Source organism: Paucisalibacillus globulus, assembly GCF_900184735.1.
GTDB classification, from domain to species: Bacteria; Bacillota; Bacilli; order Bacillales; family Amphibacillaceae; genus Ornithinibacillus; species Ornithinibacillus globulus_B.
In genome coordinates this window covers 237,945-252,125 of record NZ_LT855392.1, presented here as the reverse complement: position 1 = coordinate 252,125, position 14,181 = coordinate 237,945, and the positions used below count along the sequence as shown (strand labels likewise).

Annotated in this window: 15 protein-coding genes, 4 pseudogenes and 3 other annotated features; of the genes and pseudogenes, 12 read left to right on the top strand and 7 right to left on the bottom strand. The window is 37.0% G+C overall.

Translation table 11 applies throughout. From position 1 onward, the window contains the following. The first annotated feature begins 3 nt into the window (after positions 1–3). The gene (gene thiE, locus BN999_RS12190) at positions 4–630 is read left to right on the top strand and encodes a thiamine phosphate synthase (RefSeq protein ID WP_096271809.1); all 627 of its coding nucleotides are present in this window, start codon (positions 4–6) and stop codon (positions 628–630) included. A gap of 20 nt (positions 631–650) precedes the next feature. Beyond that, positions 651–860: an energy coupling factor transporter S component ThiW gene (locus tag BN999_RS21045; RefSeq protein ID WP_255247455.1), complete on the top strand. Its 210-nt coding sequence runs from the start codon at positions 651–653 to the stop codon at positions 858–860. 183 nt (positions 861–1,043) lie between these two features. Here BN999_RS21045 and BN999_RS20640 read toward each other — a convergent pair whose 3' ends face one another. Beyond that, complete coding sequence (locus tag BN999_RS20640) at positions 1,044–1,205, bottom strand: hypothetical protein (RefSeq protein WP_176481963.1); 162 nt, start codon at positions 1,203–1,205, stop codon at positions 1,044–1,046. Positions 1,206–1,515: 310 nt separating this feature from the next. Next, a complete protein-coding gene (gene sstT / locus BN999_RS12180; RefSeq protein ID WP_096271730.1) occupies positions 1,516–2,721 on the bottom strand; it encodes a serine/threonine transporter SstT in 1,206 nt (401 codons plus the stop codon). Positions 2,722–2,842: 121 nt separating this feature from the next. Further along, positions 2,843–3,062, bottom strand: a binding site (T-box leader). 34 nt (positions 3,063–3,096) lie between these two features. Continuing rightward, positions 3,097–3,311 (bottom strand) — a binding site (T-box leader). Between the two features lie 315 nt (positions 3,312–3,626). Here sstT and BN999_RS12175 point away from each other — a divergent pair. From BN999_RS12175 to BN999_RS12135, 9 genes and pseudogenes are all read left to right on the top strand, one after another. After that, a pseudogene (locus tag BN999_RS12175) lies at positions 3,627–4,216 on the top strand (polyamine aminopropyltransferase); the annotation flags it as partial. Between the two features lie 102 nt (positions 4,217–4,318). Continuing rightward, positions 4,319–4,591: a binding site (T-box leader), on the top strand. Positions 4,592–4,647: 56 nt separating this feature from the next. Beyond that, positions 4,648–5,508: an SAM hydrolase/SAM-dependent halogenase family protein gene (locus BN999_RS12170; RefSeq protein WP_096271728.1), complete on the top strand. Its 861-nt coding sequence runs from the start codon at positions 4,648–4,650 to the stop codon at positions 5,506–5,508. Positions 5,509–5,561: 53 nt separating this feature from the next. After that, positions 5,562–6,110, top strand: coding sequence for an ECF-type riboflavin transporter substrate-binding protein (locus tag BN999_RS12165; RefSeq protein WP_096271727.1), 549 nt, complete (start codon positions 5,562–5,564; stop codon positions 6,108–6,110). Between the two features lie 24 nt (positions 6,111–6,134). Continuing rightward, positions 6,135–7,856, top strand: a complete 1,722-nt coding sequence (locus tag BN999_RS12160; RefSeq protein WP_096271725.1) for an ABC transporter ATP-binding protein — start codon at positions 6,135–6,137, stop codon at positions 7,854–7,856. After that, positions 7,838–8,665: an energy-coupling factor transporter transmembrane component T family protein gene (locus BN999_RS12155; protein ID WP_096271723.1), complete on the top strand. Its 828-nt coding sequence runs from the start codon at positions 7,838–7,840 to the stop codon at positions 8,663–8,665. Before BN999_RS12160 ends, BN999_RS12155 begins: the two co-directional genes overlap by 19 nt. Before the next feature lie 118 nt (positions 8,666–8,783). Further along, a complete protein-coding gene (locus BN999_RS12150; RefSeq protein WP_176481962.1) occupies positions 8,784–9,107 on the top strand; it encodes a PspA/IM30 family protein in 324 nt (107 codons plus the stop codon). A gap of 26 nt (positions 9,108–9,133) precedes the next feature. Further along, positions 9,134–9,445 (top strand): PspA/IM30 family protein, encoded by a 312-nt coding sequence (locus BN999_RS12145; protein WP_141249061.1) that lies wholly within the window; start codon positions 9,134–9,136, stop codon positions 9,443–9,445. A gap of 23 nt (positions 9,446–9,468) precedes the next feature. Next, a pseudogene (locus BN999_RS12140) lies at positions 9,469–9,874 on the top strand (TFIIB-type zinc ribbon-containing protein); the annotation flags it as partial. An 85-nt stretch (positions 9,875–9,959) separates the two neighbouring features. After that, a pseudogene (locus tag BN999_RS12135) lies at positions 9,960–10,082 on the top strand (IS3-like element IS655 family transposase); the annotation flags it as partial. 64 nt (positions 10,083–10,146) lie between these two features. Here BN999_RS12135 and BN999_RS21175 read toward each other — a convergent pair. From BN999_RS21175 to BN999_RS12110, 5 genes and pseudogenes are all read right to left on the bottom strand, one after another. Then, a pseudogene (locus BN999_RS21175) lies at positions 10,147–10,320 on the bottom strand (site-specific integrase); the annotation flags it as partial. Positions 10,321–10,564: 244 nt separating this feature from the next. After that, on the bottom strand, positions 10,565–10,798 hold the full coding sequence (locus tag BN999_RS12125) for a hypothetical protein (protein ID WP_176481961.1): 234 nt from the start codon (positions 10,796–10,798) through the stop codon (positions 10,565–10,567). 101 nt (positions 10,799–10,899) lie between these two features. Next, a complete protein-coding gene (locus BN999_RS12120) occupies positions 10,900–11,361 on the bottom strand; it encodes a hypothetical protein (protein ID WP_217988477.1) in 462 nt (153 codons plus the stop codon). Then, entirely contained in the window at positions 11,342–11,737 is a 396-nt protein-coding gene (locus BN999_RS12115; RefSeq protein ID WP_096271713.1) for a hypothetical protein, read from the bottom strand. Before BN999_RS12115 ends, BN999_RS12120 begins: the two co-directional genes overlap by 20 nt. A 373-nt stretch (positions 11,738–12,110) precedes the next feature. Continuing rightward, positions 12,111–12,326: a hypothetical protein gene (locus tag BN999_RS12110; protein ID WP_096271711.1), complete on the bottom strand. Its 216-nt coding sequence runs from the start codon at positions 12,324–12,326 to the stop codon at positions 12,111–12,113. 203 nt (positions 12,327–12,529) lie between these two features. Between BN999_RS12110 and BN999_RS12105 the strand changes: the two genes are divergently transcribed. Beyond that, positions 12,530–14,068, top strand: a complete 1,539-nt coding sequence (locus tag BN999_RS12105) for an AbgT family transporter (protein WP_096271710.1) — start codon at positions 12,530–12,532, stop codon at positions 14,066–14,068. Positions 14,069–14,181: the final 113 nt, after the last annotated feature.

The window sequence follows — 14,181 nt, the reverse complement described above, 5'->3', positions numbered from 1 at the left end:
ATCATGGGGTCGATTAATGCAAAAGATCCTTTAAGGGTTTTGGAGGCTGCATTAGAAGGAGGGATTACATGTTTCCAATTGCGTGAAAAAGGGTCATGCGCACTCCAAGGGAAGGAAAAGAAGGCATTTGCGGAAAGTTGCCAAAGATTATGCTATCAATTTGATGTTCCGTTTATCATCAATGATGATGTTGATCTCGCACTCGAACTGAATGCGGATGGTGTCCATATTGGCCAGGACGATGCAGAGGCTCGGTCTGTTCGACGTAGGATCGGGACTAGTAAAGTGTTGGGAGTTTCGGTACATACAGTGGAGGAAGCAAAAAAAGCAATAGAGGACGGAGTGGATTATGTTGGAATGGGGCCAGTATATCAGACGACTTCCAAGGAGGATGCTAAGTCTGTTGCAGGAACTGCGGTGATAAAAGAAGTAGCAACACTGTATCCTGATTTGCCAATTGTAGGAATAGGTGGAATAACAGTTGATAATGGCGCTCCGGTTTTCCAGGCGGGTGCCCACGGAATATCGGTCATTTCAGCCATCGCAAGGGTTAAAAATCCTAAAATGGCAACAGAAATTCTGAAGGAAAAGGCGTTGCAATGGCGTAATGAAAGGAGCTTAGTTCAATGAATACGTGAAAAATAGTTCTTATGTCCGTACTTACTGCCATTGTGGTAGCGGGATCCATTTTCATCTCCTTTCCTGCTGGGATTGCTCGAGCTTACCCAGTTCAACATGCGGTAAATGTCATTGCGGCAATACTATTAGGGCCTTTTCCAGCCATTGTGATTGCTTTCATGACTGGCTTAGTCCGGATAAGGACTGGTACTGGTTCATTTCTTGCTTTTCCTGGAGGATGATTGGAGCTGCATTTGCAGGATGGTTGTATAAACGTACTAGACAAATATGATTAGCGACATTAGGAGAAATAATAGGAACAGGTATCATTGCTTCGCGATATTTGATAAAGGCTCTTCCATCATTCCAGCACCTTTTATTGAACCTGGATGCAGTACAGGTGAAGATGGCGCAGGAGTCCCCCATTAAAATTTCAGATGGGGCTTAAAGGATGAATTTCTATTGTTTTGTTTCTCAAGCGTAGGTCCATTAAAATAAGTGGATTCAGCCATGGTAGGTGATTGACTATAGAAGGCTATCATGCTGATTAAGGCAATAGGTAATAATGCATAGATTAATTTACGCAACTTCCTCTCCTCCTTAATAGTATCATTATAGAAAACGCTTCCATAAGTGATTATAAAAAAAGAATGATAACATGTACATGCATCATATGTATCAATTGTGATGGGAAATACCAATAGATAGTGACTTGAGGAGTGGGTGTAATGACCAGAGGCAGTTATGCATATTTTTAAGTCCGTTAGAATTTATGAAAAGACTGACCCAAAAGGCTCTAAGTGGTAGTCCTTTGGGTCAGCTAATTTCTATTAATTTACTAACTCTAGGGTTCTCTTTAATTCTATTGTTCACCTGACACTATAATATATTCATCATCTACTTTTCGCTTTTAGCGTACTCTGCTGTTGCTGTGAATAGTACATCTGTTGATGAATTAAGTGCTGTTTCACAAGAATCCTGTAAGACACCGATGATGAAGCCAATTGCAACTACTTGCATTGCAACATCATTTGATATTCCGAATAAGCTACAAGCTAGTGGTATCAGTAATAGAGAACCACCAGCAACACCAGAAGCACCGGCAGCAGATACAGCTGAAAGAACGATAAGGATTAATGCTGTAAAAATGTCCACCTCTATGTTCAGTGTGTGGACTGCAGCTAGAGTTAAGACGGAAATGGTAACTGCAGCACCACCCATATTGATGTTACCACCTAATGGAATGGAGATGGAATACGTATTTTTATCCAAATTCAATTTCTCACATAACCGCATATTTACTGGGATATTAGCTGCTGAACTCCTAGTAAAGAATGCTGTCAGACCACTTTCCTTCAAACAAGTGAAAACAAGTGGATATGGATTTCTACGAATATTGAAGTATACAATAGCAGGATTAACGACAAGAGCTACAAAGAACATAGATCCTAGTAATACTAGTAGTAGTTTTCCATAACCGAGTAGTGATGATAATCCACTAGTAACAATCGCATTAAATACTAGACCCATAATACCGATTGGAGCGAAGTTAATAACCCATTTTACTAATACAGAGATTGCATCAGAGAAGTTTTCTAACATTTTTTTAGTAGAATCAGCTGCATTCCTTAATGCCAATCCAAAGAGAATAGCCCAAGTTAAAATACCAATATAGTTTGCATTCATAAGTGCATTTACAGGATTATCCACAATATTAAAGAGTATATTTTCTAATACTTCCATAATCCCACTTGGTGGAGTTAGATCTTCTGCTCCAGAAGTTAGCGTTAATGAAACTGGGAAGAGATAACTGGCTAAAACACCTACTAAACCAGCAAGTAATGTACCAACCGCATATAATAGAAGGATAGATTTCATATTTGTTTTATTGCCTTTTTTATGGTTAGAAATAGCATGAATAACAAGGATAAAGACTAATACCGGTGCTATAGCTTTTAATGCACCGACGAATAAGTCACCAAAAATGGTGATCCAACTTGCTCCATTAGGAACTACTAAAGCTAAAATAATCCCTAGAATTAAACCCATTAGTATTCGTTTAACAAGACTTATTTGATTCCACTCGTTCCAGACATTTTTCATTTGAATAACCTCCAATTATATTTATAATGATTACTCCAAATAAAGAAAAATAATGCACTATTGACCATAATCCCTCACTTTCTTTTACTTATTTTTATATAAAAAAACATACCCATCCCTAAAAAGGGACGAGTATGTTACCCGTGGTTCCACCCAACTTCCCATAAGTAATACCTTATGGCTTTAGTGCTTTAACGCAGCAGTACGGTATTGGATACTTTAAATTCCCCAATACGGCTCTAAGGTGGTAAATTATTTTCCTTTGTTTAGGAAGTTCTCAGCAGTACCTTCCCTCTCTGGTAAACTGGTAAAATAATTCATATCCTTTTCATTGCCGATTTTCATATAAAAAATAAAAAACATACGCATCCTTATAATAAGGACGAGTATGTTACCCGTGGTTCCACCTAATTTCCCATAAGAAGTACTTATGGCTCCAGTGCTTTAACGCAGCAATACGGAGATGGTTACTATATTACCCAATCAGCTCCAAGGTGGTAAGTTACAGTTCCAAGCTAGGAAGTTTCCAGCAAATCCTTCCCTCTCTGTAAACCGAAAAAAGTAACTCATGTCCTTTTCGATGCTTTTAAAAGTTAATTTTTAATTTATAGACCATAATATAACGTTTGCTGAATTATTGCAATAGTTTTTTGAAAATATTTTGATGATTTGTATTGCACATTGATCGGTGTTTTGAATCAATTAACAGCCGAAGATATTCCAAATGAATCTCCAAAGAAGAAATCATCACGACAATCCAACATTCACAAAACTATGAAATCGACGATATTATCGAAGCCAACTTTCCTAAAATTACAACTGTCGAAGGGGATTCTAGTAATGCTGAGATTTTTGCCACAACCCAATTTGGCTTGACGGAGTTAAGTGCACTCTTAGCTGAAACTGTTAATCCACATCCAGCTGTAATAGAATTAGCAAATTCCAGTCCACTTCTCTTGGAGTATAACGAAGGAGCCTTAATGGATGAAAAAGTTCAAGTTAGGAATATGGATGCTTTTACTTTCTTAGAAGATACTGATCAGTGGTTTGATGTTATTTTTGTTGATTTACCTGATCCAAATAATGAAAGCTTGAACAAATTGCATACAAAGGAATTCTATTCTTTAGTTCGGAATCATTTAAAGCCTGGTGGAGCAGCGATGATCCAAGCGACAAGTCCGGTTTTGCAAGAGAAGTTTACTGGACGATCTCGGAGACTGTTGCATCGACTGGATTATCCGTTAAAAACTTGCATGTCGATGTACCTAGCTTTGGAAATTGGGGCTTTGTGATGGCTAGTCGTGAAGAGATTAATTTGGCAGACCTAGAAATTGATGTAGAGACTAAAATTCCTTACTACTGAATTAATTCCAGCATTAGGTGTATTTGGTAAAGATAAGATGAAAAGATTGAGAAGAGTAATGGGGAGCTTGTGGAATTTAGACCTAATACATTAATTGACCCACATTTGATTCAGATATATGAGCGGGCTTAGGTGAATTATTAGTTGAAAAGAAACTAATTTTAAAAAACTCTTGCAAATCTCTAAACTATTCATTATAATAAATTCAATATTTAAATTTAATGATTTTTATTTGTAAAGACGATGATAAGGAAAAGTAGGATTTAGATTATTTTTCACAGAGAGCTTCGGTAGCTGAAAAGAAGCAAAAATACGAATCTGAACAATGGCCTTGGAGTTTCGTGCTGAACTTATTCGATTGATATTAGTAGGTTACGACGAGATTTGGTGCTCGTTATCAACACCACAGTATAGAAGGTTATATAAACCTGAGTACTTGATGAGGCTGTATGTGAGAGCATGCAGTGAAGTAAGGTGGAACCACGTATATCAAACCACGTCCTTACCGTTTATTCGGTAAAGGCGTGGTTTTTTTATTTGCTAAAAAATGGAGGGAAGTAAAGATGAGTAAACAACATTTAGTATTACAAACAGATTTTGGGCTTAGTGATGGTGCTGTTAGTGCGATGTATGGAGTAGCTCTATCAGTCGCACCTGAATTAGGTGTTTATAATTTAACACATGAAATACCACAGCATAATATTTGGGAAGGATCGTATCGTCTCTTCCAAACTGTCAATTATTGGCCAGAGGGTACAGTCTTTGTTTCTGTCGTTGATCCTGGGGTTGGAACAGACCGTCTAAGCGTAGTAGTCAAAACGGCGAACAACCAATATATTGTTACTCCTGATAATGGGAGTGTGACCCATATTAAAGAAAGTGTAGGAATAGTGGAAGCGAGAATTATTGATGAGAAAATAAATCGTCTACCGAATTCAGGAGAGTCCTACACATTCCACGGTCGTGATGTTTATGCTTATACAGGGGCAAGACTAGCATCTGGCGTAATTTCTTATGAGCAAGTAGGACCATCATATGATGTGGAGAAACTCATTGAGTTACCACTAACAACAGCTACATACACAGAAGAAGTGGTGACAGGAAATATTGATATTCTAGATGTTCGTTTTGGAAATCTCTGGACAAATATTAATCGTGATATTTTCAAAGAAATTGGAATTAATTTCGGGGATGCATTAGAGGTTACCATCGAAAATAATCGCCGCCACATTTATAAGAACATTATTAAGTTTGGTCGCTCATTTGCCGATAGCAGGTTAGGGGAGCCTATCTTGTTTGTTAATTCATTAGATAAAATTGGCGTAGCTATTAACCAGGGATCCTTTGCAAAAGCTTATCATATTGAAACTGGTGCAAACTGGAAAATTAGTATCCGTAAAGCACAAGGAATCATTTATAATTAATAATGGCTATGAATAATAATAAAATATAAAAAATGAAAAAGGGGAATACGAAAATGAAAAATCTTTCTATTAGAACTATCGTAGCAATTGGAATTGGGGCAGCTGTATTTCTAATTTTAGCTAAGTTTGTAGCAATACCCACAGGAATACCGAATACGACGGTCCAAACAGCCTATGCATTTTTAGCTTTAATGGCAGTTGTGTTTGGTCCAATTGCTGGTGCTCTTATCGGATTTATTGGCCATACGTTAAATGATGCATTATCTTATGGCTCAGTATGGTGGAGCTGGGTATTTGTTTCGTTATTTGTTGGTCTCTTTGTTGGTCTTTTAGGTAAGCGAATTAATGTGGAAAATGGTGAGTTTGGAACAAAGCAAATTATTTCCTTTAATTTGGTTCAGGCGGTTGTCCAAGCAATTGGCTGGTTTGTTCTTGCTCCGTTATTAGATATATTAATTTATGCAGAACCTGCAAACAAAGTATTTGTTCAAGGTCTATTTGCAGGTATTTCTAATATCATTACAGTTGGTATAATTGGTACAATCTTATTAGTTGCTTATGCTAAAACTCGTACAAAGAGTAATAGTTTAACAAAAGAATAAATAAGAGACCTGAAGGAGTCAATCATGAAAGAACCGATCATTCAGTTTAAAAACTTTTCATTTAAATATGAAAGTCAAGTAGAACATACCTTAGAGAAAATCAATCTATCAATCTATGAAGGTGAAAAAATAGTCATTGTTGGCCCATCAGGATCTGGAAAAAGTACACTAGCCCATTGTTTAAATGGGCTAGTTCCATTCTCATATAGAGGTGAAGTAGAAGGAAGTCTAACTATTAAAGGACATGATACAAGTACGCTTGATATATTCACTATATCGAAAATGGTAGGTACTGTTCTTCAAGACCCGGATGGACAATTTATTGGATTATCCGTTGCAGAGGATATTGCATTTGCACTAGAGAATGAAGCTATACCACAGGAAGAAATGGTAAGACAAGTAACAGATGTATCAAAGTTAGTAGATTTAGAGAATAAGATTCAATCCTCTATACATGAACTTTCAGGTGGGCAAAAGCAACGAGTTTCTTTAGCTGGAGTAATTGTAGAGGAAGTAGATATACTGCTGTTCGATGAACCACTTGCTAATTTAGACCCAGCTACTGGTAAACATGCGATGGCCCTGATTGACCAAATCCAAAAAGAAACAAAAACAACTGTTGTGATTATTGAACATCGATTAGAGGATGTGTTGTCCCAGGATGTTGATAGAATAATAGTAGTAGATGAAGGGCGTATTGTTAGTGATATGAGCCCAAATGAATTACTAGCTTCAGATATTTTAGAATCATGTCATCTTCGGGAACCTCTTTATGTGAAGGCATTAAAATATGCAGGTTGCAACGTAACACCAGATATGCATCCTGAAAGTATTGAGTCATTGGCAATAGAACAATGTAGGGATAAGCTTTCTGAATGGTACGAGTCAACTGATTCAGTAAAACAGGAGAAAAAGAATTCTCCTATTCTCGAACTGCGAGATATAAATTTTGAGTATCATAAAGGTATAAAAACACTTCAAAATGTTACCTTAACCATTCACCAAGGTGAAATGGTTAGTATTGTTGGAAGAAACGGTGCGGGAAAATCCACATTGTCTAAGATAATAGGTGGCTTTGAAAAAATCAAATCGGGTAGTATTTTTTATAAAGGTGAGGATATTACAGAAGATACGATATTCGAGCGTTCCAATAGAATTGGTATCGTCATGCAAAATCCAAATCATATGGTTTCTAAGCATATGATTTATGATGAAGTGGCACTTGGTTTGGTGATGCGAGGCGTACCAGAGGAAGAAATTAAGAAACGGGTTGAGGAGACACTGAAGGTCTGTGGGTTATACGCTTTTCGCAATTGGCCAATTTCTGCACTAAGTTTTGGACAAAAGAAGCGGGTTACCATTGCTTCTATTTTAGTGCTTCAACCAGAGGTGCTTATTCTGGACGAGCCAACAGCCGGTCAAGACCTCCGGCATTATACCGAGATTATGGAATTTCTAACTCAATTAAATAGCCAAGGCGTGACCATTCTCATGATTACGCATGATATGCACTTAATGTTGGAATATACACCACGAGCTATTGCGATTGATGATGGACGAGTTATTGCAGATCATTCAGCTGCCCATATTTTGACGAATATCTCTATAGTAGAGATGACCAATTTAAAAGTAACGTCACTTTTTGAGTTGGCTCAGAAGGCTGGAATGGATCAGCCGATTGAGTTTGTTACAAGGTTTATCGAATATGATAAGGAGGCAAGATTAACATGGCGCAAGAATTACTAAGCTATATTGAACGTAAATCGCCTGTTCACTCTTTATCAGGAGCTACTAAGTTAATCATATTTATACTATATTCAACAGCTGCGATGCTAACATATGATACAAGGGTCTTACTGGCGTTACTGGTTATAAGTATTGTGATCTTCGTTATGTCAAAGATTCGAATACGTGAAATCGGGTTTATATTAGTTTTTATATTAGCTTTTCTGTTATTGAATAATATTGCCATTTATATCTTTTCTCCACAAGAAGGCGTAAAGATATATGGTTCTAGCCATGTATTATTTGAGCTAGCGGGAAGATACAATATTACATGGGAGCAATTATTTTATCAGTTTAATATCACATTAAAATATTTTGTCGTAATACCAGCTGCACTGTTGTTTGTTGTGACGACCCACCCAAGTGAATTTGCTGCATCCCTTAATAAGATTGGCGTTAATTATAAAATTGCTTATTCCGTTTCATTAGCACTTCGATATATCCCAGATATTCAACGTGATTTTAAAACCATTGCCAAGGCACAACAAGCAAGAGGAATAGATATATCCAAGAATCAAAAGTTATGGAAAAGGATTAAGAATATATCATCCATTATTCTGCCACTAATTTTTTCAACTCTTGATCGAATTGAAGTTATTAGTAATGCGATGGAGTTAAGAAGGTTTGGGAAAAAGAAAAAACGAACATGGTATAAGGAAAAGCCATTTCGAAAAGCAGATTATATTGTTTTGATCTCTGGCTTATTCATTTTAGTTGTTTCACTACTTATTACGTTTTATGATGGTAGTCGATTTTATAATCCGTTTTGATTAAGAGGTAATGGAGAGAATCCATTTACCTCTTTTTTTAATATGATTTCTTGAAACCTTCTATTTCCAAATTACGTATATATGCTACTGTTATATTATGAGTGATGGAGGGGTTTTAATGAGTATATTAACTCGAGTTCGTACAATATTAGCAAGCAATATTAATGCGAAAGTAGAAAATGCAAAAGACCCAGAAGAAGAAATGAATCAATATATTAGAGAAATGGAAAGGGATTTAAGAGAAGTAAAGGGCGAGACTGAGGCAGCGATTGTCTTAATGAATAGGGCGAAGCGAAGCCTTAATGATTGTCTATCAGAAATAGATAAAATGGAGCGTTATGCTACTAGGGCATTGGAGAACGGGGATGAAGTTCAAGCACGGCAATTTTTAGAGAAAAAGCTTAGTTTAAAACCCCAAAAACAAGAATATGAAAAAAAATAGAGTTGGCTTCGATTCAGACAGAACAATTGAAACTAGCTCAAGAAAAGCTCTTCCAAGATTTATCTGACCTTTCCATTCAACGTGATGTAATTGTTGGCAAATGGAGAGCGGCTAAGAGCAAACAACAAGTTAACAATGTAGGAATATCTCAATCAAACGTTCGTTTATCTAGATTTGAACAATTGGAGGAGAAGGCAAATAGAGCATTGCTTGAGGCGGAAGCACTTGAACAGTTAAGAAAAGGGTTAGATGTAGATATGGATGGATATGTTTCACCATATAATAAAAGCGAGGACTTAGAGTGTGAATTGGCAAAATTAAAAGGGGAATTGAACTAGATTAATTAGGGGGGATAAAAGAAATGGTAATACATTATAAATGTCCTAACTGTGGTGATGATATGGCTTTCGATAGAGGATTTTTCGAATGAATTTATTATAAAAAGATTCTCAGATGAGGAAGCGAAGGAATATGTATGTAATAACTGTGGAGCTGCTGTAATTACTGATGCAGATACTTCTGCGACAAACTGTAGCTTTTGTGGGGCGGGGGTAGTTTTAGCAGATCGTGTGTCAGGCAATCTTGCGCCAGATATGGTAATACCATTCCAAATTAGTAAAGAAGAAGCAATGCAAGCATTTAAGAAATGGTGCAAGAACGGTAGATTGACTCCAAAGGGCTTTATGACTGCTGATCGAATTAAAGGAATAACAGGAATATATGTCCCTTTCTGGTTTTATGATTTACATAGTGATGCAGATGTAAAAGTAATTTGGATAGGTTACACTTAGTTGGACAGATTCTTTAAGGCCATATAAACATAGTTCATAAATAGTCGGGAGAGAATTAATTATGGCCAAAAGGGAAAGAAGAACATTCACCAATGAATTTAAGGAACAAATTGTTAAGCTACACTTATCGGGTAAGCCTAGAAGTGAAATTATCAAAGAATACGAGTTGACGCCATCTGCATACCAGTCCACATTTTTTCAAAAAACAAGCCAAACCATGCAAGAATAGCTAATTATAAGAGAAGGTCTTACATCAGTTTACTAAACTGTTGGGAGACCTTTTCTTCCATATTGGCGGTCATATGAGCATATCTATTCATTGTAGTATTAGTATCCGGTATGTCTTTATTACCTACTTCAGCTTCTATTAATAATGAAATGTGGGTATGCCGAAATGAGTGTGGAGTAATGTTCTTTTCTATTTCTTATTTCCCAGAAGTAAGTCAAAAGACCGACAAATACGATCGGTCTTTTTTCTGTGCTAGTGAAATCAGCAATTTTTTCTGTTTTTTTATGCGTCATAACAAGTTAATCGGCATCGGTTTACCCTTCTTTTCAATAAAAAAGATGCCTAAGCATCAAATCTGGTATAATACACGATAACCCATGCATCTGCAGTATACAACAAAGCATGGAAATTAATCCGTTCTTTCATGGAAGCTCCATTTAACTCATATTAGATTTCTGTTGACGGTATAATCGTTTTATTCTGGAAAGCGCCCACTTGTGTTGGCTAGACTTCGCTGTTGTATTTCTGGGTACGTTTTTCTCGGATTTAATTATTGTTAAAATTTGTTGAAAATCTTCCATTATTTTACCGTTATCCATCGACGATTGTTCAACCGCATTCATTATCTCGTCGATTTTCTCATTTACTTTTTCTTTTTTTCTGCGGCTCATTTTTATGCTTCGGACCTGTCTCTTTAGAAACCCTAGATCGGATTTTTCCAATTCAAATCACCTCTTATTCCAGTCAGGTATCGTTTTGTCATTCTATTTGCTTAATGATTGTAGGAATTGCTACAACAGATGCACTCCGTATAGGAGAAGTTAGCTTCAAATTCACATGTAGCCTCGCCCGAATCGCATGGGCATTCACATGTAGCAGTTACGAGTATGATCCGTCCCGGAATTGAAAATGTCATAATGTCTCCGGGTTGAACGGTTTTATCAATCATTCCGCCATCCTGTTGCAGGAAGTGAAGCGTAACAGGGCAATCTCCAAGATCGTTCTCTAAAATTGTTATTAGATTTTCCAGCGGTCTTATATTGGCTTCAAACAAAGTAATGTTATTTTCTTCGCAATCACCTACAAACGAAGCAAATCCAAATCGAACAACAGATCTACATTCACCACTTTTACATTTTCTTTTTTTGCTCTTTTCATATTTATCTATACTTGACAACTTAATCATCTGCCTTCTGTAGAATGTAATATTCGGGTCAAGCTGGGTATTCATCATGGCCATCAGGTAAGCAGCAAACACACTGTGAAAAAGTTACAAATGCGCCAGCGTCACATTCAGTGCCTGTTTCACATGGACAATTGCATGTAACTGAGACTAAAAGGATACGGCCCGGGATTTGAACCACTCGAATTCCTGCGTTAGCCGGGACAGTTTTATTAATCGTTCCGCCCTTCTCTTGCAGGAAGTGAAACGTAACAGAGCAATCTCCAAAGTTTCCTATCTCTGCATTCACGTTTTCCATTGGTGTTGCAGTTGCTTCAATTAAAGTGTATGTGTTTCCGTCACATGGTCTAGATATTTCACCGAAAGTTTCTCGCAGTACAACCTTCTTTTCACAATTGTGATTTTTACTTTTATCTCTGGTTGACATTGTGTTTTATCTCCCTTCTTGAGGTTCTCACTACATCATATTAAGAAGTACTAAAATTTGAGATGGCTAATGGCTCGGTAGATTCGTACAATTATGCATAAAAAGAGTCTGACACTTATTTGGTTTGGTTTCTTCCTGGGACATTGTGCGGGCATTTGGGGAACTTTTATGATAATAGTTAGTTCGGCCTTAGGGGATAAGAAAGGATGCATAAAAAAAAGGGCTAGCTTCATCCGAATGGCTAAACCTTTAGTATAGGAGGAAAGAGGATTCTATTCTATAGTAAGGTGACATTACTGGTACCTTTAAGTTGTTCTTGTCTTAATTTTACACAAACTATTGTACGTCATCTTTCCTGTTTTTCTTATTAAGTTCATTGGGGATAAGTAAGATTGTTATATTTCATATTCTCCACTAAGGTGATAAATTCTAAGACAATGGTAACAAGCTCAGCCCCTGCGGTCACAAGGTTTCCCAAAAAGGTAACAAGCCCACCACCCGCGGTCACAAGGTTCCCCGCAAAGGTAACAAGCTTACCCTCCACGGTCACAACAAGTCTCCCAACTAAATTAACAAGCACCAACCCCACACACAATGTTCTCCAAAAAGCACAAAATAACAGATTAATTTAAAAGAAAGCATAATTGGTAAAAAATAATCTTGAAATGAGTGTAAAAAATTGTTACCATGATATTTGTGTCTTTAAATCACAATTTAAACGCTATTAATTTAATTTTCAGAAAAAAATCGCAATTAATAACACTATGAACAAGTATTCAGGAGGAGTTATTTATGGTTAAACGAAAAAAGGGCCTATTTCAAAGCTCTTTAGATAGGATTGAGCTTGTTGGTAATAAGTTGCCACATCCAGCGACATTATTCGCAATTTTGGCACTGTTAGTAATCTTACTTTCAGCAGCTTTACAACCACTAGGAATTAGTGTGGAACATCCAGGTGAGGAAGGAACAACAGTAGAAATAAAAAACCTTTTAAGTGCTGAGGGTATACAGTATATACTCACAAATATGACTAGTAACTTTATAGGGTTTGCTCCCCTTGGTGTTGTATTATTAACAATGCTGGGAATTGGAGTAGCTGAACGTACTGGACTTATTAGTGCACTTCTGAGAGGATTTGTTTTATCGGTTCCGAACAGATTTATTACGTTAGGGTTAGTTTTTGCTGGTATTATGTCCAGTGTGGCGTCTGATGCAGGATATGTTGTATTGCCACCGCTTGGAGCACTTATTTTCGCAGCTCTTGGCAGACACCCATTAGCAGGTTTAGCAGCAGCATTTGCAGGGGTCTCTGGTGGATTTAGTGCGAACCTTCTACTATCTGGAACAGATGCGATGTTAGGGGAAATGACTATAGCGGCAGCTGCCATTATAGACCCAGCTTATGCAGAAACTATGAATATAGCAATGAACTGGTTATTTATCGCAGTTTCAGTATTTGTATTAACCATTATCGGTACTTGGGTAACAGAACGAATTGTGGAACCTCGATTAGGTAAATATAATGGTGATCAAAAAGAAGAACTAGAGGGACTTCAATCAATAGAGAAAAAAGGACTTATCTGGGCTGGTATTTCAGTTGTTGTTGGTGTCGTATTAACTGCTTTATTAATCGTCCCTACCAATGCACCGATGCGAGGTACAGAAGGGGATACCATGGCACAAATTGTTCAGTCGCCATTTATGAGTTCTTTAGTACCAATTATTGCAATTTTATTCTTTATTCCAGGACTTGCTTATGGAATCGTCACTAAATCCATTCGTAGTGATAAAGATGTTGCCAGCCAAATGTCAGATACCATGGCATCTATGGGAACGTTTATCGTCTTAGCATTTACAGCTGGACAATTTGTGGCATTCTTTAATGAAACTAATATGGGACTTGTCCTAGGGGTATACGGTGCAGATTTTCTAGGGAGTGTTAATCTAACTGGTATTCCGTTACTTTTATTATTTATCATTATTACAGCATTTATTAACCTGTTTATTGGAAGTGCTTCTGCGAAGTGGGCAATGATGGCACCAGTGTTCGTTCCGATTATGATGCAACTTGGTTATTCACCAGAGTTGACACAGATGGCATATCGAATTGCGGACTCTTCCACAAACATCATTTCACCATTGATGACTTATTTCGCAATTATTATTGCATTTGCACAGAAATATGATAAGAAAATGGGAATTGGGACGTTAATTTCTACAATGGTTCCATATTCAATCTTCTTCTTAATAGGTTGGACGATTATGTTAGTTATTTGGATGTTATTCGGACTGCCACTTGGACCAGGCGGACCGCTACATTATAATCCATAATAGTTTACTAGGCATTGCTTCAAAAGAGGCAATGCCTTTTTACTTGTAAAATATTATCTAGTCCCATCGTTATTAACAAATCTGGCTAAGTTTGCGCATAGGATTTTATCAGG

What these genes read in the sequence shown, in the direction of transcription:
- thiE (WP_096271809.1), top strand. Translation starts at nt 4, where the DNA reads ATGGGGTCGATTAATGCAAAAGATCCTTTAAGGGTTTTGGAGGCTGCA.
- BN999_RS21045 (WP_255247455.1), top strand. Translation starts at nt 651, where the DNA reads ATGTCCGTACTTACTGCCATTGTGGTAGCGGGATCCATTTTCATCTCC.
- sstT (WP_096271730.1), bottom strand. Translation starts at nt 2,721, where the DNA reads ATGAAAAATGTCTGGAACGAGTGGAATCAAATAAGTCTTGTTAAACGA.
- BN999_RS12170 (WP_096271728.1), top strand. Translation starts at nt 4,648, where the DNA reads ATGAGTAAACAACATTTAGTATTACAAACAGATTTTGGGCTTAGTGAT.
- BN999_RS12165 (WP_096271727.1), top strand. Translation starts at nt 5,562, where the DNA reads ATGAAAAATCTTTCTATTAGAACTATCGTAGCAATTGGAATTGGGGCA.
- BN999_RS12160 (WP_096271725.1), top strand. Translation starts at nt 6,135, where the DNA reads ATGAAAGAACCGATCATTCAGTTTAAAAACTTTTCATTTAAATATGAA.
- BN999_RS12155 (WP_096271723.1), top strand. Translation starts at nt 7,838, where the DNA reads ATGGCGCAAGAATTACTAAGCTATATTGAACGTAAATCGCCTGTTCAC.
- BN999_RS12150 (WP_176481962.1), top strand. Translation starts at nt 8,784, where the DNA reads ATGAGTATATTAACTCGAGTTCGTACAATATTAGCAAGCAATATTAAT.
- BN999_RS12125 (WP_176481961.1), bottom strand. Translation starts at nt 10,798, where the DNA reads ATGAGCCGCAGAAAAAAAGAAAAAGTAAATGAGAAAATCGACGAGATA.
- BN999_RS12120 (WP_217988477.1), bottom strand. Translation starts at nt 11,361, where the DNA reads ATGATGAATACCCAGCTTGACCCGAATATTACATTCTACAGAAGGCAG.
- BN999_RS12115 (WP_096271713.1), bottom strand. Translation starts at nt 11,737, where the DNA reads ATGTCAACCAGAGATAAAAGTAAAAATCACAATTGTGAAAAGAAGGTT.
- BN999_RS12105 (WP_096271710.1), top strand. Translation starts at nt 12,530, where the DNA reads ATGGTTAAACGAAAAAAGGGCCTATTTCAAAGCTCTTTAGATAGGATT.